The organism is Aquabacterium sp., from assembly GCF_030652515.1.
In the GTDB taxonomy this organism is placed as follows: domain Bacteria; phylum Pseudomonadota; class Gammaproteobacteria; order Burkholderiales; family Burkholderiaceae_C; genus Aquabacterium.
Map to the genome: position 1 here is coordinate 1 of NZ_JAUSAR010000069.1, position 24580 is coordinate 24580.

Here is a 24580-nt window from a genome sequence, read left to right on the forward strand (position 1 = left end):
GTGGCGTTGCAGAAACCACAGTGCACGCATTGGCGCAGCACCGCCTGGGCCTGCTGGCCTTCTGCGGTGGATTCGAACTCAGGAGACAGCTGGGTTTGCATGAAGGCGACCGGTGTTGAACACCCCGTGGGGATCGAATGACTGCTGCACGCGCTGGTGCAATTGGCGCAGCACGGGTGACAGGGCGGCCTCGTGAACCAAAGGCTGAACTTGTTGACTGACAAAAGGCTGGGCATGCCCACCGGCGCGCGCGGCGGCCTCGAACACCACCGTGGCCGGTGCCGACGTGCACACCCAGCGTTGGGCGCCGAACCATTCGGTCAGTTGCTCGCCAGGCAAACCCAAGGGCGCGGCGGTGGGCGGCACCGACACGCGCCACAAGGTCACGCCGTTCCGCCCAGATTGGATAACCGCCTCGCGGGCCCGCTGGAAGAACTCGTCGCTGTGGTCGCGCAGGCCTTGCCAGAAAGGCTCGGCCGAAGGCTGCGCGATCAACTCACCCTGGCGCTCCTGACACAGGCGCAGCACTGCGGATTCAACCGCCGCCCGGGCCCCGCGCAAGCGCAGCACCAGCAAGTCATCCCACCAGGCCGAGGCATCCAGTGGCAAAGGCTGCGCCGCCCACCGGTTGACCTGGGCCAGCGCTTCGGTCTCCGCCATGTCCATGCGGATCGTGGCGGTGGCCACCGGCTGGGGCATCACCTTCAAAGTCACGTCCAGGATCAAGCCCAGGGTGCCCATGGAGCCCGTCATCAATCGCGACAAATCAAAGCCGGCCACGTTCTTCATCACCGAGCCGCCAAAGCGCAGCACCTCGCCACGGCCATTGAGCACGCCAGCGCCCAAGACGTGGTCGCGCACCGCGCCCCGGCTGACCCGCCCCGGGCCGCTGAAGCCACTGGCCACGACGCCGCCAATGGTCGGGCCCATGCCTTGCGCACCGGGCTGGAAAGCCCAGCGCGGCGGCTCGAAGGCCAGGTGCTGGCCACGCTCCGCCAACACCGCCTCGATGTCGGACAGCGGCGTGCCCGCCCGCGCCTTGATCACCAGCTCGCTGGGTTCGTACTGCTCGATGCCTTGCCAGGCGCGCGTGTCCAGCACCTCGCCTCGGGAAGCATTGCCCAGGAAGTCTTTGCTGCCATGACCGCGCACGCGCAGCACCGCCCCTCGTTGGGCAGCGTCATTCACCTGGTCCACCAGGGTCGTCAGTTCAATTGGGGCATGGACAGCATCGAGCATGATGGCCACAAGGATAACCGTGACAATGGCCCTGCCCCGCCACTACCATCGTGATCATGAAAGTTGCAGCCCTTCAAATGGTGTCCACCCCGCGAGTGGACGAGAACCTGGCCCAGGCGCAAACCCTGATCGCGCAGGCCGCGCAGGTCGGCGCCGAACTGGTGGCCCTGCCCGAATACTTCTGCCTGATGGGCCAGCACGATGCCGACAAGCTGGCCATCGCCGAGCCCCTGGCCGATGCCTTGGCGCCCGATCGCACGCTCAGCCCCATGCAGGCCACGCTGGCGGCGGCGGCCAAGGCGAATGGGGTGTGGGTGATCGGCGGCACCCTGCCCTTGCAAAGCCACGATGCGCAACATGCATTCAACAGCGTGCTGGTGTTCAACCCGCAAGGCCAGCGCGTGGCCCGTTACGACAAGATCCACTTGTTCTGCTTTGACAATGGCCAGCGCCGCTATGACGAGTCGGCCACCTTGCTGCCAGGCACGGAACCCGTGGCTTTCGAGGTGACCGACCGGGCGGGCGGCACTTGGCGCATCGGCCTGTCGGTCTGCTACGACCTGCGTTTTCCCGAGCTGTTCCGCGCCCTGGGCCAAGACCAGCCCTGCGACTTGCTGGTGCTGCCCGCGGCCTTCACACACACCACGGGACTGGCCCATTGGGAGTTGCTGCTGCGCGCCCGCGCGGTCGAGAATCTGTGCCACGTGCTGGCCCCCGCGCAAGGTGGCGAGCACGAGAACGGCCGCCGCACCTTTGGGCACTCGATGCTGATCGGGCCCTGGGGAGAGGTGCTGGCCGTGCAGGCTGAAGGCGCAGGCGTGGTGCTGGGCACGCTGGACCGTGCCCACCAGGCCAAGGTGCGCCAGCAGTTGCCAGCGCTCACGCACCGGGTGCTGGGCTGATCTCGCTCGCTTAAAAAACTTTGCTGACCTGCACGCTCAACAAAGCGCTGCGGCCGGGAGATGGTTCGTGGTAACGGGCATTGCTTTCATTGACGATGACCGAGCCCACGTAGTGCTGATCGGTGAGGTTGTCGATGCGCGCCAGCGTGTTCAAGCGCCAACCGCCAAAGGCCTGAGTCCAACCGGCGCGCAAAGCCCACACGGTGTAGCCGTCGGCGGATTCGGTGTTGCTGTCATTGGCCCAGATGCGGCCGCTGTGGCGAACCTCCAGCGCCGTCTGCCATCCATCGGCAGGGCGCCATTGCAATTCGGCAAAGGCCGTTTGCTGCGGCACCCCTGGCAGGTCCCTGCCCGCCACGATGCTGCTTGAACTGTCGCGGTATTGCGCGCGCAGCCAGGCCAGAGACGAATACATTGACCAGCGCTGGGCAAGTTGCCATTGCAAGGCCGCCTCGGCGCCTTGGCGCTCGGTGCGCCCCACATTCTTGAACGTAGAACGACCGCCTGAATTGCTGTCAACCCCGATCTCATTGTTGGTGTCTGTCTTGAACACGGCGACGTTCAGTGAACCTTGCGCTGCCCATTGCTGCTTCAAACCCAGTTCAAAGTGTTGCGCCTGGCTGGCCTGCAAACCAGTGTTCCAGCCCGTCACCGGAGGCTTGCTGTAAGCGACTTCATTGAGCGTCGGGGTTTCGAAACTGCGCCCAGCCGACAAGTAGACATGCGTGCCCGACAACGGCTTCCACATCACCGATGCCACGGGATTGGTGGATTCGAAGCTCATCTCGCCGCTGTCATTGGGATTGCTGGGCAAGGCAATGTAGTGGTCTTGCGAACGGAACTTCACCTCGCTGTGGCGCACGCCAGCGCTGATCGACCAGGGCTCGGCCAGATCCCATTGCGCTTGCAAATATTGGTCGTGATTGCGGGCCAGGTTGTCTTCGTCGCGGCGCAGCGCGCCTTCACCCCCCTTGACCGAGGTCGGCCCCGGGGTACCTGTGAAGTTTTGGTAGCCCCGCCGGTGCTCATCCATCTGGTCAAACGCCAAGCCGCCCGTGATGGAAAGAGGACGCGCATTCAATTGTGTCCGCCATGTCAGCCGGGCATCCACACCGCTGAATGACCGATCCAAGTCGATGACGCCGCCCGGGCTGGCCGTCGCACCTGGATTGGTGGGGGAGCCCTGGGCCGTGTCCGGGATGGCCTGGAACTGCTTCACTTGCCGCTGGCCTGTGTAGCCCATCACCCGCACCTCGCCAAAGCTCAGCGCCTTGTCGTAGACCACGCCCAACTGGCTGTTGGCGATGTCCTTGCGGGTGTTGTAGGTCAAGGCGTTCGCGCCGGCTTGGGTGCGATTCTGGTCAAGTTGGGCCTTGGTCAAGCCCAAGGGATCCTGCACTTGCGGCATGTTCAGGTAACTGCCCACCACCGTCACCGTCGAGCGATCCTGCAGCGACCACTTCAGCTTGGCATGGACCTGGTCGCGCTGGGCTCCGCTGTGGTCGCGAAATCCATCGGTTTCGAAATGGCTGGCGTTGATCACGTAGTTGAGCTGCCCCGTCTCGCCGCCCAGCTTGACCGACTCGCGGTGGAAGCCATCGCGGCTGACGGCGTAGCCCACCGTCACCTCGGGCGTGGGCGGGCCGTCTTCGGTGAACACCTGGATCACACCGCCCGCGGCGTTGCCATAGAGCGCCGACATGGGGCCCCGCAAGACCTCGATGCGCTGAGCCGAGCCCAGGTCGATCGACGAAGCCTGGCCTTGCCCGTCGGGCATGGTCAGCGGGATGCCATCGGCATACAGGCGCACACCGCGCACGCCGAAGGTGGAGCGCGCACCAAAGCCTCGGCTGGAGATCTGCAAATCCTGTGCGTAGTTCTGGCGGTTCAGCACTGACAAGCCGGGCACGCGGTTCAAGGCCTCCGACAGGTTGACCAGCGGGCCGGCGCTGCGCAGCGTCTGGCCGGTGACGGCGTCCACCGAAGCGCCAATGTCAAAGGCGGGCTGGGCCGTGCGCGTGGCGGTGACCACCACGTCAGGCAAGGTTTGCGCAGCCGCATTTTGTGCCAGGGTCATCAGCGCCAACCCCAGGGCCAGGGTCATCAAGGTGGGGTAAAGCGTGGGTGTCATCGGGCCATTCTCCCGCGCTTGAGGGGAGCGTGACCTGTGATGGGGTTTTACAGGGTGTCGCCAAAGTCGGTGGGCACCACCTCATCGACCTTGGCGCCCAGGGGCTCGCTGCCAAACAGTTGCAGCGAATAGTTCTTCATCTGGTCGCGCACGTTCTTGCGGTTGAACAGCTTTTGCTGCGCCTCGACCGGCAGGTCGGTGACCATGAGGACGTTGCGCTGGATCAGCGCATCGATCAGGTCTTCCAGCACGCGCACCAGGTCGGCATCCAGGCTGGCAAACTGCCGAGCGGGCTCGTCGCCGCCGCCCAGGAAGGCGCGCACCCGGGGATCTTCAGGCGCCATGAAATCCGCCCCCGGTTGCGGGTCGCGGTGCAAGCTGCTGATCTGACCGTCGGGGGTGAGCAGGACGTAGGGCATGATGAAACCATTATCGGCAAAATGGCCCGCAACTGAAAGCTTGCCAGCCCTGAACCCATGTCCCGTCCTCCCATCCTCAAGGCCCTTGGCCTGGTCGTCATCCTGGGGGGCGCCCTGTATGGCGGCCAGGCCTGGCTGAATGCCGGGCAGGATGCGGCCGCGCCAGAGGCACCATCCACACCCAACGGCCCCTCGGGCGGTGACCCGGCCACGTCAGGGCCCACCACCACCTCCATGCCGGGACGCCAGAATGCCAAGGACGTGGCACAAGCCTATGCCGCCGACCGCCAGGCCGCCAACGCCCGCTTCAAAGGCCAGCGCATGCAGATCCAGGGCGTGGTCAATGGCATCGAGCCCGGTCAGGGCCAGATCCTGCTGATCACCCTGGGGGCCGACGATGGTCACGCCGGGCTGCGCACCGTGGTCGATGGTGGTGCCCAGCCCCTCGCTCGGCACGCCGCGGTCGGCCAGGCCCTGAGCGTGGACTGCCTGAACCAGGGGCTGCTCATGGCCGAGCCCGTGCTGAGCGACTGCCGCGTCCTGCCTTGACGTGATCTCCACCTGAATGAAAAAAGCCACCGGCTGTGACACCGGTGGCCAAAGATGCCCCAAAGACATCCCAGGAGGAACTCAGGAAATCAGGGCACTCACAGCGTGAGCAGGTACTGGACCAGGTTGCTCACCTCGCCGCCCGACTTGGCGCACCAGGGGTGGGGCGACGCAGGCAAGCCGATGGGACCGGGCGCGCCGATCTCGGGGCCGAACTCGCGGCGCAGCTTCTGGTAATCCCAGTAGTAGTGGCCTTCATCGCCCGGCATGGTCACGAAGTACTTGTGGCGCTCGACGAAGGTGTTGCGCGCATCGGCCGTGGTGTCGAAGATGTTCTTCTTCTTGGCCTTGTAGACGCGGAAGACATCGCCCTTGCGGTTCAGGTCAGGGAAAACCGCAGGCTGGTCCGCCGAGCCCAGGGCGGGCCGCGCCGGGGCATGCAGCGTGTAGTACTGCTTGTAGAGGGGCGAGCTCTCGTTGCAACGGTCGGGGCTGACCAGGTCTTCCAGGTTGCGCACGTGGCCATCGGTGAGCAGGCCGCGCGACTGCACCCAGTACAGGTTGCGCAAGAAGGTCACGCGGATGGACTGCTGCTTGTACTGGAAGTCCGATGGTGCGAAGAAGCGGCCCACCTCCTTGAGCGGAATCATCTTCTCATTGGTGTTGGCACCCAGCTTGTCCGAGTGGCACGACGCACAGGCCTGGTCGAACGCGGCCTTGCCTTGCGCCACATTGGCCGCCACACCCGGGTACTTCTGCCAGGTGTTCTGCACGAAGGCACCTTCGGTGGTGCTGCTGCTGCCCGTCTGCGCCAGCTTGCCGTTGGACTTGAGCCAGCGGAACAGGCCGATGTTGCGCAGGTCGTCGTCGTTCTCGTCCAGCACCGACATGTAGGCGGTCAGGGCCTTGAGCGATTTCTGGTCCATCGAACCCATCGCGCCTTCAGGCTCCTGGGCATGGATGTATGAGCCCTCGAAACCCACGTAGGACTCGGTGTGCGACAGCGAGCGGCGGATGGGCAGGTGGTTGGTCACGTTGGGGATGACCATGGGCGAGAACAGGTAGTCGTTGTCGTACTCCGTGCCTTCGCCCGCCTTGCGCGTCATCGTCGATTCGGTGGCGCCGCCGGGCATCAGGTACAGCATCGGCGTCTTGTCCACCTTCTTGGTGCCGGTGGACCACGAAGGACCGGGCTCGTTGTCCACGATGTAGGCGAAGGTGGCGGTGGTGTCCGTGGTCTTGTCGCCCAGCACAGTCCAGCGCTGCGTCCACAAGGGGTTGGGCAGGCCGGGGAAGACCTTGGTCAGGTTACTGCCGCCCTTGCTGTAGCTGATCTTGTAGCCGTGGCACGAAGCGCAGTTGAAACCGATCCATTTGCCCTTGCCCAGCAGCGGGTGCGAGGACTCCGCGTAGCGGTAGCCCACCCAGCCACTGTTGCTGGTCTTGCCTGCGGTGAGCTGCGGTTCCAACAGCAGGAAGCCGGGGATGGGGCTTTCTTGCGGATAGGGATTGAAGCTCACCTCGTCGATGGCCTCGGCGGGCACCTGGCCAGCCACTGTCTTGTGGGCGCCGAACAGCAGGGCCGGGTCGGCCACCTTGCGGGTGTAGGGGTCGATGGCCTTGCCGCCGAAGATCTTGTCCCAGTCCAGGCTCTTGAACTTGTGCGCCACGCCCAGGCCGTAGTCATACGACCAGTAGACCTGGCGGCCCAGCTTGACCATCTCCGCGAAGCTGGCGTTGCTCACGTTCACGTCGATGGGCGCGATGGCCTTGGTATCGTCGGTCAGGGTCGAGACGATGTCGCAGTTGGGGTTGGCCGGGGCCTCCAGACGCGTCAACTGCGCGTCGATCACGTTGTGGGGCTGGCCGGGCTTCTTGATCGACAGGTTGTAGCCCGTGCGCTTTTGCACCTGCAGCTTCAAAGGGCCCTTGCTGGCATGAGAAGGCACGCGGAACTCGACCCGGGCATCGGTCCAGCTCTGCATATCCTTGGGCCAGCTGCTGCGCACCTTGCCGGTCTCGTAGTTGGCGCTGGCCAGGATGTCGAGCTTCTGCTCGTACATCACCAGGTCGGTCTCCAGCACGCGGCTGTTGCCGATCATGATCTTGCTGAAGTCGATGTCGGTGCCCGCACCAAAGCCGCTGCCGATCAGCGTGACGGTGTCGCCGGGCTTGAGGGCCGGGGCGGCACTGCTGCCCGCCGTCCAGACCAGCGCGCCGTTGACCAGCATCTGCTGGACCACCGGCTGCGCGAAGTTCTGGGCCGAGGCAGCGCGCTGCTGCTCACGCGGGGCGTTGAAGCTGCACACCAGTTCCTGGTCCGGGAAATTGGGGGCGGCCTGGCTGAGAGGTGCGCACGCAGCCAGGGTCAACAGCCCCAGCCTGGGCATCACCTTGTGAAATGGTTTGACCATGAAATACCCCCGATCCAGCGTTCAACATTGAAGATGAGCGGATGGTCGGGGGTGGCGCCATTCGGTGTTGTCGCCTGAACGACAAACGAGGGATAGACCTAGTGAGGGTCTGCCCTGAGCGAGGGCCCGATCTGCCCCAGCAAGGCCTTGTCCGCACTGGACAGCCCCGCCACAGACACGAGTTGCGCCAGGTCCAGCACTTCGATTCGCCCATAGGCAATCTGCAACACGCCTTGGTCCTGCAAGCTTTGCAGGATCTGGTTGGTGGTCTGGCGCGACAGGCCCAGCATCATGCCCAATTGCGACTGGCTGATCGGCAGCACGCAGTTGCCCTCCTTGCCCGAGGCGTGGGCCAGCATCACCAGGCGGCGCGTCAGGCGCAGGTCGGCCGACAGCAGCGCCAGGTCTTCCATGCCGATGAAGGCAAAGCGCACCTTCAATGACATGAGCACGCCGAAGTCACGCCAATAAACCGGGCAGCGAGACAGCAACTCGTTGAGCGGGGCCATGGGCACGAACAGCAAACGGGTGGCGGCATCGGCCACAGCGTTGTGGGTGCGTGGCAAGTGATCGAACAGGGCGATCTCGCCCAGCCACATGGGGGGTTCGACCATCGACAGGATGGCCTCCTTGCCCGCCTCGGTCACGCCCGAGATGCGCAGGCTGCCTTCCAGCACGGCGTAGATGCCATCGGCCGCGTCACCCCGGAAGAACAGGTGCTCACCGGCCTTCAGACGCCGGGGCGTGGCCAACTCCAGCAGGTCGTTCTCAAGGCCGGATGACAGGCTGCCGAACCATGCGTCGGTGCGCAGTTGGGCCCGAAGCTCGGGCGTCACCCAGGAGGCGCCGCTCACAACTGGCCGTAGGAATGCAGGCCGGACAGGAACATGTTCACGCCCAGGAATGCGAACGAGGTGACCAGCAGGCCGCCCAAGGCCCACCAGGCCGCGAAGGTGCCGCGCAGGCCCTTCATCAGGCGCATGTGCAGCCAGGCCGCGTAGTTCAGCCACACGATCAGGGCCCAGGTCTCTTTAGGGTCCCAGCTCCAATAGCCGCCCCAGGCCTCGGCGGCCCAGAAGGCGCCCAGGATGGTGGCGATGGTGAAGAAGGCAAAGCCCACGGCGATGGCCTTGTACATGACGTCGTCGAGCACGGCGAAGTCAGGCAGTTGCGCGGCCAGCTTGCGCCGTGCGCCCAGGATGGCGGCCACGATCACGGCGGCGATGCCGAAGTACACGGCCCAGTAGCTGCTCATGGCCTGCTCGGCGCCGGGCTTGCTGCGGAACACCAGAGGCTCGAAGCACAGGGCCACGCCGATCAGCCACAAGGGTGCCAGCTTCCACCAGCGGGTCTCGGTGGCGTGGGTCTTGACCAGGTAGGCAAAGGCCACCATGGCCGACATGGCGAAGGTGCCATAGCCAATGAAGTTGGCCGGCACGTGCAGCTTCATCCACCAGCTTTGCAGGGCGGGCACCAGGGGTTGGATCTCGCTCGCGCCGCGCTCCAGGGCATACCAAAGCAAAAAGCCCACGGCCGCGCTGACCACCAGCATCACGAAGGCGCCCAAGGCCATCAAGGACTGCCCGGCCTTGGCGAAGCGGTCTTCGTAGTACAGCCAGAACAGCGTGGTCATCCACGAGAACAGCACGAACACTTCGTACAGATTGCTGACGGGGATGTGGCCGATGTCAGGGGCGATCTGGTGGCTCTCGAACCAGCGCACGAAGGTGCCGACCAGGGCCATGAAAACACCCGCCCACGCGATGCGCGAGCCCAGCCGTGCGCCGGTGACGCCTTTGCTGAACACGCCGATCCAGTAAAAGAGAGTGCTCATGAAGAACAGCACGCTCATCCACAAGATGGCGCTTTGGCTGGACAAAAAGTACTTGAGCCAGAACACCTTGTCGGCCTGCGCCAGGTCGGCGCCGTAATCGTCGGTGGCCCGCATGTACAAGGTCATGGCGCCCCAAGTGGCCAGGCCGGACAGCAGCAGCAACACGCGAATCGGCCCCCAGAACCAGGCCAGGGCAATGACGCTGGGCACCGCCCCCACCAGGATGGCGCGCTCGTAGATGTCCATCGCGTTGCCGTGGGTGTGGAAGGCCCAGCCGCCCAAGGCCACCACGATGACGGCGAAGGCCCAATCAAACAGTGAACGGCGCCAGCCGCCAGGGGCGGGCAAGGGGTGTGCAGAAGTCGTCATGATGGGCTCACTACTTTCAAATCAGGCGCGCGTATCAAGCGCCAGCACAGCGGTTTTGAGCCGCTCGAATTCGGCATCGGTGTCCAGGGTGTGTCGGGTGGCCGACAAAGCCATCCTGACCTGCGTGCCACCACCAGCATCGTCGCTGTGCAGCCAGACCCACAGGCGCCGCTCGCGAATGTAGAGCATGGCGAAAACGCCCACAATCAGCAAGATGCAGCCCAGATAGACCACGTTGCGCCCTGGGGTGCGCGTGACCTGGAAGACGCTGGCCTGGCGCTGCTCGAAACCGTCCAGCATCAACACCACGGGCACCGGGTACAAAAACGCGTCCGACATGGACAGCACCGACTGCGTCATGAAGGCGCGGGCCGAATCCTGATCCATCGACAAGGCGGGCAGGCTGGCTTTTTCGCGGCTCAGGTTCATCAGCTCGGCCAGGGCGCCGTTCAGGATGCGCACCAGGGTCTCCGAGGTGCGTTCGCGCTCGGCCTCGGGCACCACTTTTTCGATGAAATCCGACAGGGCCTGAAGGCCGCCGGGTGGTTGCGTGGGCTCAGGCTCACCTTCGGCGAGCGGCGCCACGATGGCCCCGGCGAACAAATCCAGAGCGCGCTGGGCCGACACCGCCAGTTGGGCGGCCAGCTCGGGGCGATCGGGCGGTGCGCCATTCATTGAAAAGCGGCGCACGGCCTCGCGGCGCATGGCCTCGTCGCCCAGCGCCTGGCGCAGGCGCAACCAGCCCTGCATGCTGTTGTTCTCGTCCGCGGGCACCCTCAAAAAACGGAAATTGTCGGAGGGCGTGTCACGCACCCCCAGCAGGAACATGGCCTGGCCATTGAGGTTCACCGGCACCATGTAATTTTGGTACTCGCGGGCCTGGCCTGCGGCATCGCGCAGTTTGTAGGTCACCGAGGGACCCACATTGACCAGCTTTTTGTCGCCGGGCGGCTTGGCGCCCGAGCCCAGGTGCTTGCTCAAATCCGCCAGGTTCACGCCCCGCACGTCGGTCTTGTCCTCGCCCGCGCCCTGGGAGTCGGACAGGTTCTCGACGTTGATCACGCGCAGGCCGGTGATCTCGACCTTGACTTGGCCTTGCGCATCGGAAGCCAGCGGCAAGGCATCGCCATTGACCACACCGTGGATCAGGGCGGGCTCGGCGCCCAGGCCCTCGCCATTCAGGAACACCGGCTTGAGGCTGACCTGCGAGCCGCCATCTTCAAAACTGGATTGGAAGATGGTGACGCCGTCGTAGACCACCGGGTGGTTGACCTCGACCGTGGCGGTTTTGGTGGCCTTGGTGCGCGGATCGTGGATGACGATGTCGCTGGCAAAACGCTTGGGCATGCCGGTGGCGTAGTAATCGACGTGGAACCTCTTCAGCTCGACCTCGAAGGGCAAGGGCTGGAGCAGCATGCCTTTGTCCAGGTTGAGCACCGCCGAGTTGGAGCGCTGGCCCTCGGCCACGAACAACTGCGCGCGGTAAGCCGGGTTGCTCACGCTGAGGCGGCTTTGCTCGCTCACCTGGCCGCCTTTGAAGGGCTGCAGATCCTGCGCCCAGGCCTGCACCTTGACGATCAGATCACCATCGAACAGCCCGCCCACGCACACCAGCACGATGGCCGAGTGCGCCGCGATGTAACCCAGCTTGTTGGTCGCGCCCAGCCGGGCCGCGATCATCACGCCCGCCGCTTTGCCGCCCCCACCCGTGCGCACCTGGCTCTTGATGGACCAGCCCGTGCTGGACAGCAATTGCTGCACGCGGGCCTGGGCCTCCGCCACAGGCTGGGCCAGCGAGCCTTCGGCCCGGTGGTGGAAGGCGTTCAGGGCCTGCTCGCGGATGCCTTCCTTGTGGTTGCGGAAATCAACCAGGATGCGGGGCGCATTGCGCGCGATGCACAAGCTGGTGGAGGTGACCAGAAAGGCCAGGATCAGCAAAAACCACGGCGAGCTGTAGATGCGGTACAGGCCCAGGGCCCCGAAGACTTCAGCCCAGAAAGGCCCGAACTGCTCCACGTAATTGGTGGCGGGCTCGCCCTGGCGCAACACGGTGCCAATGGCCGAGGCCACGCAAATCACCGTGAGCAGCGAGATCGCAAAACGCATGGACGACAGCAACTCCAGCAGATCGCCTCGCAAGGAGCGCGCTGGGGGAGCCATCGGGGTATCGGCAAGAGAACTCATGTGTCTGACATCTTCCCGGGCACAAAAAAGGCGGCGGCCTGGTGGCCCCGCCTGGATGGTTGCCTTTTCAGGGCCGTGCTGGCATCAGCATCGACCCGACCCGCGACGGGCTTCAGCGCAGGCCAGCGATGTAGTCTGACAGGGCGTCGACTTCCTTGTCGCTCAAATTGGCGGCAATCGACGCCATGGACGCGTTGTTGGTGCGATCACCCTGGCGGAAGGCCGTCAACTGCGCCTTGGTGTAGTCGGCGTGCTGACCGCCCAGGCGGGGGTATTGCGAAGGGATGCCCGAACCGGTGGGGCCATGGCAGGCCGCGCAGGCGGGCACGGCTTTCTTGGCGATGCCGCCACGGTAGATCTTTTCGCCCAGGGCCACGGTGTCCTTGTTCTTGGCGGAACCGTCCTTGGCCTTTTTGCTGGCGTAAAAGGCCGAGAGGTTGCGGATGTCTTCGGGGGTGAGCGCGGCGGCCATGCCAGCCATGACGGCGTTCTTGCGCACGCCTTCCTTGAACTCGGTCAATTGCTTGGCCAGGTACTGAGGGTGCTGGCCCTGCAGGATGGGGTAGGTGGCGGCACCGCGCGAGCCATCGACCGAGTGGCAGGCCACGCAGACGGCAGCGGCCTTGGCCTCACCAGCGGCCAAATCGGGCTTGGCGGCCTTTTTGGATTCAGAACCATGGGCCACACCCGACAGGGTCAAGACCATCGAGGCAAGGGCAATCAGACTGGAAAGACGCTTCATGACGGTGTGTGGGTTTGGACTGTGAAACTCATTGATTTTACAATGCCTGATGACCGAACCTACGATTTCCCCGAAAGACGCCCTCGCCTGGACCCACACGGCTCGGTTTTTAACCACAGCGGCCAAGCTGGAACAGCTTCCACCCTCGGAGTTACCCGAGGTCGCTTTCGTGGGCCGGTCCAACGCGGGCAAGTCCACCGCGATCAACACGCTGGCGCAGCAACGCCAGCTGGCGTTTGCCTCCAAAACGCCTGGGCGCACCCAGCACATCAACCTGTTCCAGGTGGGCCCCAAGGCCGCGCCCAACCTGCATTGGGCCGACTTGCCCGGCTACGGCTACGCCGCCGTGGACCGCACCGCCAAGCTGCGCTGGCAAGAGGTGATGGCCCAGTACCTGGCCGTTCGCCGCAATCTGACCGGCGTGGTGCACATGGTGGATTCGCGCCACGGTTTCACCGAACTGGACCGCAATCTGCTGGAATTCGTCGGCCCGCGCGTGAGCATGGGCGAGGTCAGGCTGCTGGTGCTGCTGACCAAGGCCGACAAGCTGAACCGCAAGGAGGCCGACGCCGCCCTGCGCGAGGCCAAGGAGGTGCTGAGCGCCTTGCAGACCGAGTCATCCGACATGCACATCAAGCTGTTCTCGTCGGTCAAGAAAACCGGCGTGGGTGAAGCGGCGGTGATGCTGCGCGGCTGGGCATCGACCGAAGAGGTGGCGCTGCGTGAGGCCGAATTGGCCGCCATCCGCGCGGCCGAGCTGGCGGCGCTGAATGGGGATGACGAGGATGGCAAGCGTCGGCGTCGTTGACTTTATCGAGGCAGCGCGGGGCGCGGGCTGGGGCGGTCTCCGGCAGGGCTTCAGCTTGGTGGTCCCGCTGTTAGCGGGACTGCCTTGCGATGCTCATGCCGAGGTGGGGCCGTGGAACTCGTTTCGCGGCCTTTGGCCGCTGCACTCAAACAACCACGGCCGGTCAGATGACGATGCACGCTGACGCGTGCCCACCTCGGCATTCCGCTTCTCAGCACCTAGCCAGGCGCCCCGCAGGAGACCGCCCCAGCCCTTTGTTCGCCCCGCTGGTGGCATGCCACGGCTGCAGTTGGTGGCGGGCCGTCAGCGGCTCAACTTGGCACCAACTACACGAACGCTGCAAACGCCACACCGTTGACATGCCACCAGCGGGGCGATCAGGGATGAGGCGGAGGCGGGCGGGGCGACTTCGGGGGCGTCGAGGAGCAGAGGCCGCGGCGGGTTGCCTCTCGCGCAGCGAGAGGTCGGCGAGGACTGTCTGAGCTGGCCGCAGGCCAGCGAGTTCCGCAGCCGCCCGCCGTGGCCGAGCACCGCAGAGCAGTCCGCCGCAAAGCGGTGGACCGCCCCCATAGGAGCCCCACCCGCCTCGGACTCATCCCCGCCCCGCGCTCTCACCACAAAGCACCCCAGCTTGCCCGCAGCATTGAATTGAAACGCCCGACTGCGCGGATCAGGCGCCCGGCCCCGTCAAACGGGTCAAGGCTTCGCGGTACTTGGCCGCCGTGTGCTCGATCACCTCGGCAGGCAGCGCGGGCGATGGCGCCGTCTTGTCCCACGGCTGACCATTGACCTGCGCCTGCTCCAGCCAGTCACGCAAAAACTGCTTGTCGTAGCTGGGCGGGTTAGCACCGGCCTGGAAGGCGGCCTCGTAGCCCTCGGAAGGCCAGAAGCGCGATGAATCGGGCGTGAGCACCTCGTCCATCAAGGTCAGAGTGCCCTGCTCATCCAGGCCGAACTCGAACTTGGTGTCGGCGATGATGATGCCCTTGGTCAGGGCGTAGTCGGCCGCGGCCTTGTACAGCTGGATCGACACGTCGCGCACGCGCACGGCCAGGTCCAGCCCGATGATGCCCACCATCTTGTCGAAGCTGATGTTCTCGTCGTGGTCGCCCATCTCGGCCTTGGTGGCGGGTGTGAAGATGGGCTCGGGCAGCTTGCTGGCGTTCTTCAGGTCGGCGGGCAGTTTCACACCGCAGACTTCGCCGTTGTGCTGGTATTCCTTCCAGCCGCTGCCGGCCAGGTAGCCGCGCACCACGGCCTCGACCGGCAAGGGCTTGAGCTTCTTGACCAGCATGGAGCGGCCTTCCACCTGGGCGCGCTCGGCAGCAGACACGGCGCTGACTGGCTCGTCGCCCGTCAGGTGGTTGGGCACGATGTCTTTCAGCAGCTCGAACCAGAACAGGGCCATCTGCGTGAGCAAGGCCCCTTTGCCGGGAATGGGCTCGCCCATGATGACGTCGAAGGCGCTGATGCGGTCAGAAGCCACCATCAGGATGCGATCGGTGCCCACCGAGTAGTTGTCGCGCACCTTGCCACGGGCGAGCAAAGGCAGGGATTGCAGGGCGGAGGTGTGCAGGGCGGAGGTCATGGCGGCGCAGCGGAAGGCGGTGAAACCGGTATTGTGCCGCTCAATCCAGCGTCTTCAATCCAGGGTCAGCTGCACGCCGGTCACCACCAAGGTATCGGTCTTTTTCAAGCCGGTGCCCGGATCGCTGTTGTAACGCATGCTGGCGTTGACGGACAGCTTCAGCTTGGCGGTCATGGCCACGGCCAGGCCTGCCTTCCATTCGGCCCGCAGGCCACTGCCGTCCAGCGCGGGCGACAGCGACAGTTGCTGCTTGAACGTGGTGTTGTCGGTCAGGCGGTGGCTGGAGTTTTCACCCAGCAACATTTCCACCCGTCCCATCGACGTGCGGATTTCGTCGTTCACCAGCGTGGGCTGGGTATAACGATCTTGCGCATAGCCCAGACCGGCGGTCAGGTCGAAAATGGTTTCGGGCGTTTCGATCACGTGGTAACCGGCGCCACCGCCTGCGGTGACGCGCAGGTCCAGGTTGGCGGGCCTGTCCCGCAGGCCGCCCACCTGGCCGAACAGGAAGATCAGCGGGGTCAGGTTGTGGTCGTAGCGGCTGTCGGCGGCCACCTGCTCGGCCGTGGTGCCATTGACATCCTTGGCGTACAGCAGGCGCCCGTTCAACGTCCACTTGCCATGGGCACTGAGCCGCGCGCCGTCGGCGTTGAAGGTGGCGCTGGACGATTCGGTGTTGCCCGAGGACACGCTGGCGCCCAGGCCCAACTCCCAGCGCCAGTGGTCCAGCTTCACCGTGGGCGGAGGTGGCGCGGCGGGCGCTGCAGGTGCCAGCACGGCCTGCGCCTGGGCCACGTGGCTGGCCAGGGCCAGGGCGCCCAAAATCATCGCTCCTTGCAACTTCAACATGTCAAACGTCCCCACCCCCAGCGGCCCCGGGCAACGCGACTTTCCTGCCCTGGTCTGCCTTGCGATCAGCGGCCACCTTCTGGGCGGCAGGGCGTTGCTCGATCAGCTTGACGTAGGTTTTCCAGTCGATGCCAGCGGCCACCACCAAGTCTTCGCCATAGACGATCTTGGTGGCCAAACCTGCCAACGGCAAGTGGACGTAGGCGGCGCAATCGGCGGCTGAGAAGGTGTCGCCCGCCACGTAAGGGCCAAACACGGCCAGTTGTTTGAAGGCGGCCAGGTGCTTGACCAGGTCACCCTTGACGCGTGCCAGGAACTTCTCAGGCAAGGTGCCGCCAAAAAAGGCCTGCGGGTAGATCTGGCGCACGCACAGCTCCACATGCAGCTCCAGGAAGGTGGTGATCTCGCGGTGCTTGGCGGCCAACCAGGGGTCGGTGGGCACCAGGGCGGGCGTGGGGTGGCACGCTTCGATGTAGTCCAGGATCACCTGGCTCTCGCAGAGGCTGCCCAGCTCGGTCTGCAAGTAAGGCACCTTGCCCAGCGGCGACATCTGCCGATCGACCGGGTGGCCCGCGACGGGCACGAGCACCTCCTCGAAGGGCACGCCCTTTTCAAGCAGGGCCAGCTTGACCTTGTTGTAATAGTTGGACAAGGAAAAGCCGTGTAGCTTGAGCATGGGTGGTCTCCAAAGAAAAAAGCCGACCCCAAGCTTAACGCTGGTGTCGGCTTCATGCGCCAGCCGCGCTGTAAAGCGCCGCGCCGGGGCGGGATATGGATCAGGCCACCACTTGGGCCAGCTTGCCGCTAGCGTACTGGGCGGCGATGTCCACCAGGCTGACGGCCTTGATCTTGCCGCCCTGACCTTCGCAGCCAAACTCCATGTAGCGCTGCTTGCAGATCTGCTTGGCGGCTTCACGGGCTGGCTTGAGCCACTCGCGTGCATCGAACTTGTCGGGGTTCTCGAACAGGAACTTGCGCACGGCGGCGGTCATGGCCAGGCGGATGTCGGTGTCGATGTTGATCTTGCGCACGCCGAACTTGATGGCCTCTTGAATTTCTTCCACCGGCACGCCGTAGGTTTCCTTCATCTTGCCGCCGTACTGGTTGATGATGGCCAGCAATTCGGAGGGCACCGACGAGGAGCCGTGCATCACCAGGTGGGTGTTGGGGATGCGCTTGTGGATCTCTTTGACGCGGCTGATGGCGAGGATGTCGCCCGTGGGCTTGCGCGAAAACTTGTAGGCGCCATGGCTGGTGCCAATGGCAATCGCCAGGGCATCAAGCTGAGTTTCGCGCACGAAGATGGCGGCCTCTTCCGGGTCGGTCAGCATCTGGCTGTGGTCCAGCTTGCCTTCGGCGCCAATGCCGTCTTCTTCGCCAGCTTCACCGGTTTCCAGGTTGCCCAGGCAGCCCAGCTCACCTTCCACCGTCACGCCCACCTTGTGGGCCAGTTGCACCACGCGGCGGGTCACGTCGACGTTGTAGGCAAAGTCAGCCGGGGTCTTGCCATCCTCGCGCAGCGAGCCGTCCATCATCACCGAGCCAAAGCCCAGGTCAATGGCGCCTTGGCAGATCGTGGGCGACTGGCCGTGATCCTGGTGCATCACCAGGGGCACATGGGGGTAGGTTTCAACGGCGGCCTGGATCAGGTGCTTGATGAAGGATTCACCGGCGTACTTGCGGGCGCCCGCGCTGGCTTGCAGGATGACCGGCGCACCAACCTCGTCGGCGGCGGACATCACGGCCTGCACTTGCTCCAGGTTGTTGACGTTGAAAGCCGGAATGCCATAGCCGTTTTCGGCGGCATGGTCCAGCAGTTGGCGCATGGAAACGAGTGGCATGTGAACCCCCAGAAAAGTCGGATGGATGATGGAAATGCAAAAAGCGCGGCAAGACCTGGGCCCGCCGCACGACTGGGGTGGATTCTACTGATGTGCCATGACAAACGCGCCCCCCAGGTGAAGGTGGCGGACAAAACCTGCACGCAAGGTGTTTGACGCGGGGCAAAACCCGGCTCAGAATACGACGGGGTATTTTTCACCCGTTGCAACAATTGTCACGAATACTTGTCAGAATGGATCTCTGAATGCGCTGCCGTGTGGTTGCGTTTCACATATTCATTGTTCGTGGTGAGCTGTAACGCTATGAACCGCAAGTCCATGCCCAAATCTTTCCTGGAATTGGATCCGGAACTCCGCTTGAAAATCAAGGCGGAACAGTTCCGAATGATGATGGCGATGGCGACGCCAGCCACGGTGGCGGCGACGCTTTTTGCCGTGCTGACCACGCTGTTTTTCCACCACCAGGTGGCCAATTCACTGGTGCATTGGTGGCTGGGCCTGAAAATAGGCATCGCGGTGCCCCGCATCATTCAGCAAGAGTGGCACAAGTACCGCGGCGCCCCTGCGTCACAGAATTGGCAGTGGGCTGCGCTGGGGTTGATGTTCATCGATGGCTGCGTCTGGGGTTTGGCCGGCATCTGGCTCACCCCCGCCAACGATTTGCTCACATCCACCCTGATTGGCGTGGGTTTGGCTGGCGTGGCCACCCTGGCCACTTTCACGCTGCATTCCAACTGGGTTAATAACGCCGCATATTGCGTGCCGATGGTGCTGCCAGCGGCCTTTGTGTTTTTGAACCGACACGATCCGCTGAGTTTGTACACCGGCACCGGCTTGCTGGTGTTTCTGAGTTGCCTGCTGTCGGTGGCCTGGCGGGGCCAGAAACACATCGTCGAATTGATTCGCTTGCGTTTCGTGACCGACCGAATCGCCCACGACCGCGAAACCGCGCTGCAATTGGCCGAGCGCCAAAATGCCATGAAAAGCCAGTTCGTGGCCACCATGAGCCATGAACTGCGCACCCCACTGCACGGCATCCTGGGCCTGACCCGGATGATCCAGTCGGCCGACCTGGACCTCGAAAACCGCAAGCGCCTGGGCCTGGTCGAGCGCTCGGGCGAGCACCTGCTGTCCATCATCAACGACATCCTGGATTTCTCGCGCATCGAGGCCGGGCACCTGTCGGTCGAGAACCAGCCTTTTGACCTGAGCGATGTGCTGGACGACCTGGTGGAGTTGACCTCGGTGACGGCTTCGGCCAAGGGCTTGAAGCTGCTGACGCAGGTGCAGTTGCCGCGCCCCTGCTATGTGGTCGGTGATGCGGCGCGCGTGCGCCAGATTTTGCTGAATCTGATCGGCAACGCGGTGAAGTTCACCGAGCGGGGCCAGATCCGCTTGAGCGCGCACCGGCTGGCGGGCCAGGATGGACAAGCCGGGCCCATCGTCATGCGCGTGTCCGACTCGGGCATCGGCATCGCGCCGCAAGACCTGTCCAGCATCTTCGATCCGTTTCACCAGGTCGACAACTCGCTGGGTCGGCGTTTTGGCGGCACCGGCCTGGGGTTGACCATCTCGCGCGAGATCTGCCGGGCGATGCAAGGTGAGATCACCTGCTCCAGCGTGCAAGGACAGGGATCGAGTTTCGAGGTCACCTTGCCCTTGCCCGCCTACACCGCCGAGCAGGCCCCTGCGCCAAAGCGCTATGACAACACCTCGCCCGGGCCCATGGACGCTGGCCGCACGCCCGTGGCTTTGCATGGGCACGTGCTGCTGGCCGAGGACAACGAGGTCAACGCCATGGTGGTGGAAGCGTTGCTGCGCCGCCATGGGCTGACGGTGGAGCATGTGCCCGATGGCCTGGAGGTGGTGCACCGCATGTGCGGCAACCACCCACGTCCCGATCTGGTGCTGATGGATTGCCAGATGCCCGCGATGGACGGTTTCGAGGCCACGCGCCAGATCCGGGCCGACGAGCAATCACGCGGCTTGGCGCGCACCCCCGTGGTGGCGTTGACGGCCAGCGCCCTGGCCGAGGACAGCGAACGCTGCCTGGGCGCGGGCATGGACGCCCACCTGCCCAAGCCCTTCCGGGAAGACCAGTTGCTGTCGGTGCTGCTGGCTCACCTGCCGATGGCCGCGCCTTCCATGTCCATGATCCCGGCCGCGTGATCGGCCCGGCGCGGCCTGGCCCAACCGGAGCTCACGGCCGAAAACACCTGGATGTCGGGGTGGTGGGTTTGAAACATGAAGCCATACAGCGGATGCTGCTTGGCATGCCAGTTTCTTTCCGCGCCATAGACGTCGAACTTCAACACCTTGTGTTCGATGCCTCCGGCGTGTTTCAAGGGGATTTTCCGGCCATCCCCAAAGATATCCACGTAACCCAGCGACTCATAAATTCTGTCAAGCGGCCGGCGGGCCCCGATCAGAATGTAGGGCAACTGCATGGCGCAGCAATACAGATAACATGCTTTGATTAACGCCTGACGGGTGGTGAACTGGTTATAACCAGGTCTGACCGAAAACCTGGTGATTTCTGTCAAGGCCTGTTTTTTCAATTCAGCAGGAATATCCACGCTCCCCTCTAGCAGCAAGGGCTGGTGCGTGTTGCTCTGCAGGCGGGCGGTGCCGATGGCCTCGCCGGTGATTTTGTCTTCCGCCAGGAAAATCACCGTGCCAGGCGATTTGTCCAGGGCGTCCGGAATCAACATGTTGTCGGCCATGTGGGGCAAATGATGCCCATAGGCGGCCGACCTCAATTCACATACTTTTTGCAGTTGCTCTTCAGTTCGAACGAGCTTCATCACAAATGGCAGGCTGTTGTTTGCCCCGCCTTGCTCGTCTAACTCATCATCCTTCGGAATCCGTGACGGTGACGCGATGGAATACTGCATGTGTGCCTCGTGCGATTTAATACATCTGGTCGGCCTTCAAGGATTTGGCACAAACCCTGAAACGATTGGAAAATTTTGTCACACCTTGTCTCAATTTGAAATACCAAACCACTTGATTGAGGGGATTCAAACGGGGGGTTAGGCCACACCGCCCCCGGCTTTTTCGGTGATCGCGCACGCGCCGAACGTTGAATGATTCGGCCTTGTTGTCACCCTCAAGGAAGCCGACGGTGTCCTCCCGCCCGCCTTTGGCGCCCGCCAACCCGGCCTTGCTGGCCGAGTTGGCCGCCTGCGGCAGCGCCCGAGAAGGGGCCTTGCTGCTGCTGTCCACCCTGGCCACGCAAGTGGGCGCCAGCCGCGCCTGCCTGGCCTGGTGGCACCGTGGGCACGCGGTGGCAGACGCCCAATGGGCCAGCCCCGAAGCCCCCGACACGGCCGCCCTGCTGCCCACGCAGTTGGGTGCAGCACTGGACGAGGCGATTGACCAGGGTGTCAGCTTGAGCTGGCCGCCGATCGGGGCCGACCACGACGCGTGGGTGACCCTGGCACACCGCACCCTGGCGCAGCGCCTGGACGGCGCGGTGCTGAGCGTGCCCTTGCCCGCAGGCCACACGCCCACCGGCGCGATTGGCCTTGAATGGGCACGAGGCAGCCCCCCCATCACACCCGCGGTGCAGCAGTTCATCGAAGCCACGGTGGCACAGTGCGCGCCTTTGCTGGCCTTGCAGCGCCAGGCACAGCGCCCCTGGCATTGGCATTTGCGGCAGGCGGCCAGGCGGCGCTGGCATGATTTGAAAAGCCATGAACACCCATGGCGGCGGCGCGGCTTGACGCTGGCCGCGCTGGTGCTGGCGGCGCTGGCCCTGGTCCCCCTGCCCGACCGCATCGGTGGCCGTGGCCGCATCGAAGGCGCCGAGCAGCGCGTGCTGGTGGCCCCCAGCGATGGTTTCATCAAGGCCACGCACGTGCACCCTGGCGACCGCGTCAAGGCTGGCCAAGTGCTGGCCGACCTGGCCGACCTGGCCGAGCAGGATCTGAAGCTGGAGCGCGACAAGTGGTCCAGCCAGATGGCCCAGCACGAGAACAGCTATGCAGGCGCCATGACCCGGGCCGACCGCGCCGACGCCGCCATGAGCCTGGCCAAGGTGCAGGAAGCCCAAGCCCAACTCGCTTTGGTCGATGAGCAGCTGCAGCGCTCGCAATTGAACGCACCGTTTGATGGCGTGGTGATCCAGGGCGACCTGAGCCAGTCGATCGGAGCACCAGTGCGGCAAGGCGATGCCTTGCTGACGGTGGCCAGCACGCGGCACTACCGGGTGATCATCGAGGTCGATGAAACCGACGTGGGCAAGGTGCACGTGGGCCAAACCGGGGCGCTGGCCTTGTCGGCCTTGCCGTGGGACACCTTGGACCTTCGCGTGGTGCGCATCACCCCGCTGGCCCAGGCCCGCGAGGGTCGCAATGTGTTCGAAGTGCAGGCCGAGTTCACCGGCCCGGTGCCCCCGGAAGTGCGCCCCGGCCTGATGGGCCAGGCCAAGGTGGTGGTGGGCCAGGGCCCCTGGTTGTGGACGCTGGTGCGCCCCCTGCTGGAGCGCGCTCGGCTGGGCCTGTGGTCCTGGTGGGGCTGACGACGCCCATGGTGCCGCACAGCCCCTTGTCCAGCCCCGACTGGCACCGCGTGGCGGCCTTGCGCCCACGGCTGCGCCCGCGTGTCAGCGTGGAAGGCCAGTGGGTGCGCGGCCAACGCTGGCAGGTGCTGCGCGACGACGACACCGGCCAGGCCTGCCGCCTCAACGCCTCGGCCTACCGCATCGCCGCCAGATTCGATGGGCAGCATGCCCTGCAAGACCTGTGGCCTTTGCTGGACAGCCACGCCGAGGCCCCCACGCAAGACGACATCGTGGCCGTGCTGCGGCAACTGCAAAAGCAGCACCTGGTGGAGTTCGACGGCACGCCGGACTTTGGCGCGGCATCATCATCCCCATTGGCGCAAGCACCGGACACCGATGAGCCGGTGTCCCACCACAAATCAACGCTGATGGCCTGGCGCATCCCGCTGGGCAACCCCAGCCGCTGGCTGGACCGGGCCGAGCCCTTGGCACGCGCGGTGTTCTCGGTGCCCGGCCTGCTGGTGTGGTGCCTGCTGATGCTGGGTTTGCTGACCGGCTTGTTCATGCAGGGCAGCGCGCTGCAGGCCCACGCCACCACCTGGATGCACACCCCCAGGCACCTGGCTTTGTCGCTGGTGCTGTACCCCGTCATCAAGGCCATCCACGAAGCCGCGCATGCGCTGGCCGTGCGGCGCTGGGGCGGGCAGGTGCGCGAGGCCGGCATCACGCTGTTGATGCTGATGCCCGTGCCCTACGTGGATGCCTCGGCGGCCAACGCCTTTCGCCATGCCTGGCAGCGCATGCTGGTCAGCGCCGCGGGCATCATGGCCGAGCTGGCCATGGCCGCGCTGGGTTTGTGGCTCTGGCTGGGCACCACCGACGGCCTGCTGCACGACGCCGGCTTCGTGGTGTGGTTCATCGCCTGCGTGTCCACGCTGCTGTTCAACGCCAACCCTTTGCAAAGGCTGGACGGCTACCACGTCATGACTGACGCGCTGCACCTGCCCAACCTGGGCTCGCGCAGCAAGCAGTGGTGGCAGACCCAGGGCCAACGCTGGCTCACGCAGCAAGACGATGCCGCCCAGCAGGACCACCAGCCGCAGCCCGCGCCTGGCGAACGGCCTTGGCTCATCGCCTATGCACCGCTGGCCTGGGTCTACCAGATGCTGCTGTGGGGCGCCCTGGTGGTCTGGGTGGGCAGTGTGTCCAGCGTGCTGGGCTGGCTGGGAGGGGCGCTGGCTTTGCTGCTGGGCGTGATCAAACCCGCGTGGTCCTGGGGGCGCATCGCCTGGCAAGCGGTGCTGTGGCGCCCACGCCAGGAGCGTGCCTCGGCCCTGCGGCGCGTGGCGCTGCTGCTGGTGCCGCTGCTGGCGCTGCTGCTGCCCTGGCCCGATCGCCTGGTGGTGCGCGGCGTGGTTTGGGCGCCCGACCAGGCCCTGGTGCGCACCGAGGTCGATGGGCTGATCCAGACCGTTCACCAGGCCGATGGCGACACCGTCAAACCCGGCGATCTGCTGGTCACCCTGGACAACGCCAAGCTGCTGGCCCAGCGCGAACGCCTGGCCGCACAAATCACGCAGGCCGAGCAGGACCAGTTCAACGGCATGGGCATCGGCCAGGACGCCGCCCAATCCGGCAAGGCGCAAGACGAGCTGCAACGCCTGCAGGCCGAGGTGGCCCGCCTGGACGATCAGATCGCGCACCTGCAAGTGCGGGCCCTGAGCGCGGGCCGCCTGGTGCTGCCCAACGCGCACGACCTGCCTGGCCGCTACCTGCACCGGGGCGACCTGCTGGGCCATGTGCTCACCCAGCATCCGCCCACCGTGCGCGTGGCCGTGCGCGAAGCCGACGCCGTGCCTTTGCGCCAGCACCTGGGCGAGGTGTCGGTGCACCTGAGCGGCCAGGGACAGCACGCCGAGCCGGGCACGCTGGTGCGCGATGCCGTGGGCGCGACCCGCCAGTTGCCCAGCGCCGCCCTGAGCGAACAGCAAGGCGGCGACATCCAGACCGACCCGCAAGATGAACACCACATGAACACCACGCGCCCCATCGTGCTGATGGACGTGCGCATGGACCACGCCGCCCCGGCCGAGCGCCTGGGCGAACGCGCCTGGGTGCGCTTCGACCAGGGTTGGTCGCCCCCGGTGGCCCAAGCTTGGCGTTGGGCCCGCCAGCGCGTGGACGTCACCTTCCACCCCGGGCATTGA

At 64.9% G+C, this 24580-nt stretch carries 19 protein-coding genes; 6 read left to right on the forward strand and 13 right to left on the reverse strand.

All coding sequences use genetic code 11. The annotated features are described in order from the left end of the window. Window positions 1-78 precede the first annotated feature (78 nt). Window positions 79-1239, reverse strand: coding sequence for a glycolate oxidase subunit GlcE (glcE, locus tag Q7V20_RS08685; RefSeq protein ID WP_304789316.1), 1161 nt, complete (start codon window positions 1237-1239; stop codon window positions 79-81). Between the two features lie 56 nt (window positions 1240-1295). Here glcE and Q7V20_RS08690 point away from each other — a divergent pair, with 56 nt between their 5' ends. Next, the gene (locus Q7V20_RS08690) at window positions 1296-2141 is read left to right on the forward strand and encodes a carbon-nitrogen hydrolase family protein (protein WP_304789319.1); all 846 of its coding nucleotides are present in this window, start codon (window positions 1296-1298) and stop codon (window positions 2139-2141) included. Window positions 2142-2151: 10 nt separating this feature from the next. Here Q7V20_RS08690 and Q7V20_RS08695 read toward each other — a convergent pair whose 3' ends face one another. Both Q7V20_RS08695 and Q7V20_RS08700 read right to left on the reverse strand, forming a co-directional pair. After that, a complete protein-coding gene (locus Q7V20_RS08695; protein ID WP_304789322.1) occupies window positions 2152-4272 on the reverse strand; it encodes a TonB-dependent receptor in 2121 nt (706 codons plus the stop codon). Window positions 4273-4319: 47 nt separating this feature from the next. Beyond that, window positions 4320-4691, reverse strand: a complete 372-nt coding sequence (locus Q7V20_RS08700) for a hypothetical protein (protein WP_304789325.1) — start codon at window positions 4689-4691, stop codon at window positions 4320-4322. A 57-nt stretch (window positions 4692-4748) separates the two neighbouring features. Here Q7V20_RS08700 and Q7V20_RS08705 point away from each other — a divergent pair, with 57 nt between their 5' ends. Next, the gene (locus tag Q7V20_RS08705; protein WP_304789327.1) at window positions 4749-5240 is read left to right on the forward strand and encodes a hypothetical protein; all 492 of its coding nucleotides are present in this window, start codon (window positions 4749-4751) and stop codon (window positions 5238-5240) included. Between the two features lie 98 nt (window positions 5241-5338). Here the strand turns inward: Q7V20_RS08705 and Q7V20_RS08710 are convergent, their stop codons facing one another. The 5 genes from Q7V20_RS08710 to Q7V20_RS08730 all read right to left on the reverse strand — a co-directional run bounded on the left by Q7V20_RS08710 (window position 5339) and on the right by Q7V20_RS08730 (window position 12783). Beyond that, window positions 5339-7654, reverse strand: a complete 2316-nt coding sequence (locus Q7V20_RS08710) for a hypothetical protein (RefSeq protein ID WP_304789330.1) — start codon at window positions 7652-7654, stop codon at window positions 5339-5341. A 98-nt stretch (window positions 7655-7752) separates the two neighbouring features. Beyond that, window positions 7753-8508 (reverse strand): Crp/Fnr family transcriptional regulator, encoded by a 756-nt coding sequence (locus Q7V20_RS08715; RefSeq protein WP_304789333.1) that lies wholly within the window; start codon window positions 8506-8508, stop codon window positions 7753-7755. Next, entirely contained in the window at window positions 8505-9857 is a 1353-nt protein-coding gene (gene ccsB, locus Q7V20_RS08720) for a c-type cytochrome biogenesis protein CcsB (protein ID WP_304789336.1), read from the reverse strand. The genes Q7V20_RS08715 and ccsB overlap by 4 nt, the downstream gene beginning before the upstream one ends. 21 nt (window positions 9858-9878) lie before the next feature. After that, a complete protein-coding gene (locus Q7V20_RS08725) occupies window positions 9879-12041 on the reverse strand; it encodes a cytochrome c biogenesis protein ResB (RefSeq protein ID WP_304789339.1) in 2163 nt (720 codons plus the stop codon). A 112-nt stretch (window positions 12042-12153) separates the two neighbouring features. Then, entirely contained in the window at window positions 12154-12783 is a 630-nt protein-coding gene (locus Q7V20_RS08730) for a c-type cytochrome (protein ID WP_304789342.1), read from the reverse strand. Window positions 12784-12832: 49 nt separating this feature from the next. On the opposite strand from Q7V20_RS08730, the gene yihA reads away from it, so the two are divergent. Then, window positions 12833-13591, forward strand: a complete 759-nt coding sequence (gene yihA / locus Q7V20_RS08735; protein ID WP_304789345.1) for a ribosome biogenesis GTP-binding protein YihA/YsxC — start codon at window positions 12833-12835, stop codon at window positions 13589-13591. A 670-nt stretch (window positions 13592-14261) separates the two neighbouring features. Here the strand turns inward: yihA and Q7V20_RS08740 are convergent. From Q7V20_RS08740 to fba, 4 genes are all read right to left on the reverse strand, one after another. Then, on the reverse strand, window positions 14262-15179 hold the full coding sequence (locus tag Q7V20_RS08740; RefSeq protein ID WP_304789348.1) for a phosphoribosylaminoimidazolesuccinocarboxamide synthase: 918 nt from the start codon (window positions 15177-15179) through the stop codon (window positions 14262-14264). Between the two features lie 54 nt (window positions 15180-15233). Then, complete coding sequence (locus Q7V20_RS08745) at window positions 15234-16028, reverse strand: YdiY family protein (protein WP_304789351.1); 795 nt, start codon at window positions 16026-16028, stop codon at window positions 15234-15236. A 1-nt stretch (window position 16029) separates the two neighbouring features. Next, the gene (locus Q7V20_RS08750) at window positions 16030-16704 is read right to left on the reverse strand and encodes a glutathione S-transferase family protein (RefSeq protein ID WP_304789354.1); all 675 of its coding nucleotides are present in this window, start codon (window positions 16702-16704) and stop codon (window positions 16030-16032) included. Between the two features lie 100 nt (window positions 16705-16804). Next, on the reverse strand, window positions 16805-17869 hold the full coding sequence (gene fba / locus Q7V20_RS08755) for a class II fructose-bisphosphate aldolase (RefSeq protein WP_304789357.1): 1065 nt from the start codon (window positions 17867-17869) through the stop codon (window positions 16805-16807). Between the two features lie 318 nt (window positions 17870-18187). Here fba and Q7V20_RS08760 point away from each other — a divergent pair, with 318 nt between their 5' ends. Continuing rightward, window positions 18188-20038: an ATP-binding protein gene (locus tag Q7V20_RS08760; RefSeq protein ID WP_304789360.1), complete on the forward strand. Its 1851-nt coding sequence runs from the start codon at window positions 18188-18190 to the stop codon at window positions 20036-20038. Here the strand turns inward: Q7V20_RS08760 and Q7V20_RS08765 are convergent. Further along, window positions 19990-20763, reverse strand: coding sequence for a hypothetical protein (locus tag Q7V20_RS08765; protein WP_304789363.1), 774 nt, complete (start codon window positions 20761-20763; stop codon window positions 19990-19992). The two genes, Q7V20_RS08760 and Q7V20_RS08765, sit on opposite strands and share 49 nt — an antisense overlap. Before the next feature lie 230 nt (window positions 20764-20993). Here Q7V20_RS08765 and Q7V20_RS08770 point away from each other — a divergent pair, with 230 nt between their 5' ends. Further along, entirely contained in the window at window positions 20994-22391 is a 1398-nt protein-coding gene (locus Q7V20_RS08770; RefSeq protein ID WP_304789366.1) for an efflux RND transporter periplasmic adaptor subunit, read from the forward strand. 8 nt (window positions 22392-22399) lie between these two features. Further along, window positions 22400-24580 (forward strand): biotin/lipoyl-binding protein, encoded by a 2181-nt coding sequence (locus Q7V20_RS08775; protein ID WP_304789369.1) that lies wholly within the window; start codon window positions 22400-22402, stop codon window positions 24578-24580.

Coding starts and splice junctions, on each gene's coding strand:
- Q7V20_RS08710 (WP_304789330.1), bottom strand. CDS start 7,654: ATGGTCAAACCATTTCACAAGGTGATGCCCAGGCTGGGGCTGTTGACC.
- Q7V20_RS08740 (WP_304789348.1), bottom strand. CDS start 15,179: ATGACCTCCGCCCTGCACACCTCCGCCCTGCAATCCCTGCCTTTGCTC.
- Q7V20_RS08745 (WP_304789351.1), bottom strand. CDS start 16,028: ATGTTGAAGTTGCAAGGAGCGATGATTTTGGGCGCCCTGGCCCTGGCC.
- yihA (WP_304789345.1), top strand. CDS start 12,833: ATGACCGAACCTACGATTTCCCCGAAAGACGCCCTCGCCTGGACCCAC.
- Q7V20_RS08725 (WP_304789339.1), bottom strand. CDS start 12,041: ATGAGTTCTCTTGCCGATACCCCGATGGCTCCCCCAGCGCGCTCCTTG.
- Q7V20_RS08760 (WP_304789360.1), top strand. CDS start 18,188: ATGCCCAAATCTTTCCTGGAATTGGATCCGGAACTCCGCTTGAAAATC.
- glcE (WP_304789316.1), bottom strand. CDS start 1,239: ATGCTCGATGCTGTCCATGCCCCAATTGAACTGACGACCCTGGTGGAC.
- Q7V20_RS08750 (WP_304789354.1), bottom strand. CDS start 16,704: ATGCTCAAGCTACACGGCTTTTCCTTGTCCAACTATTACAACAAGGTC.
- Q7V20_RS08705 (WP_304789327.1), top strand. CDS start 4,749: ATGTCCCGTCCTCCCATCCTCAAGGCCCTTGGCCTGGTCGTCATCCTG.
- fba (WP_304789357.1), bottom strand. CDS start 17,869: ATGCCACTCGTTTCCATGCGCCAACTGCTGGACCATGCCGCCGAAAAC.
- Q7V20_RS08695 (WP_304789322.1), bottom strand. CDS start 4,272: ATGACACCCACGCTTTACCCCACCTTGATGACCCTGGCCCTGGGGTTG.
- Q7V20_RS08775 (WP_304789369.1), top strand. CDS start 22,400: ATGGTGCCGCACAGCCCCTTGTCCAGCCCCGACTGGCACCGCGTGGCG.
- Q7V20_RS08765 (WP_304789363.1), bottom strand. CDS start 20,763: ATGCAGTATTCCATCGCGTCACCGTCACGGATTCCGAAGGATGATGAG.
- Q7V20_RS08700 (WP_304789325.1), bottom strand. CDS start 4,691: ATGCCCTACGTCCTGCTCACCCCCGACGGTCAGATCAGCAGCTTGCAC.
- Q7V20_RS08730 (WP_304789342.1), bottom strand. CDS start 12,783: ATGAAGCGTCTTTCCAGTCTGATTGCCCTTGCCTCGATGGTCTTGACC.
- Q7V20_RS08690 (WP_304789319.1), top strand. CDS start 1,296: ATGAAAGTTGCAGCCCTTCAAATGGTGTCCACCCCGCGAGTGGACGAG.
- ccsB (WP_304789336.1), bottom strand. CDS start 9,857: ATGACGACTTCTGCACACCCCTTGCCCGCCCCTGGCGGCTGGCGCCGT.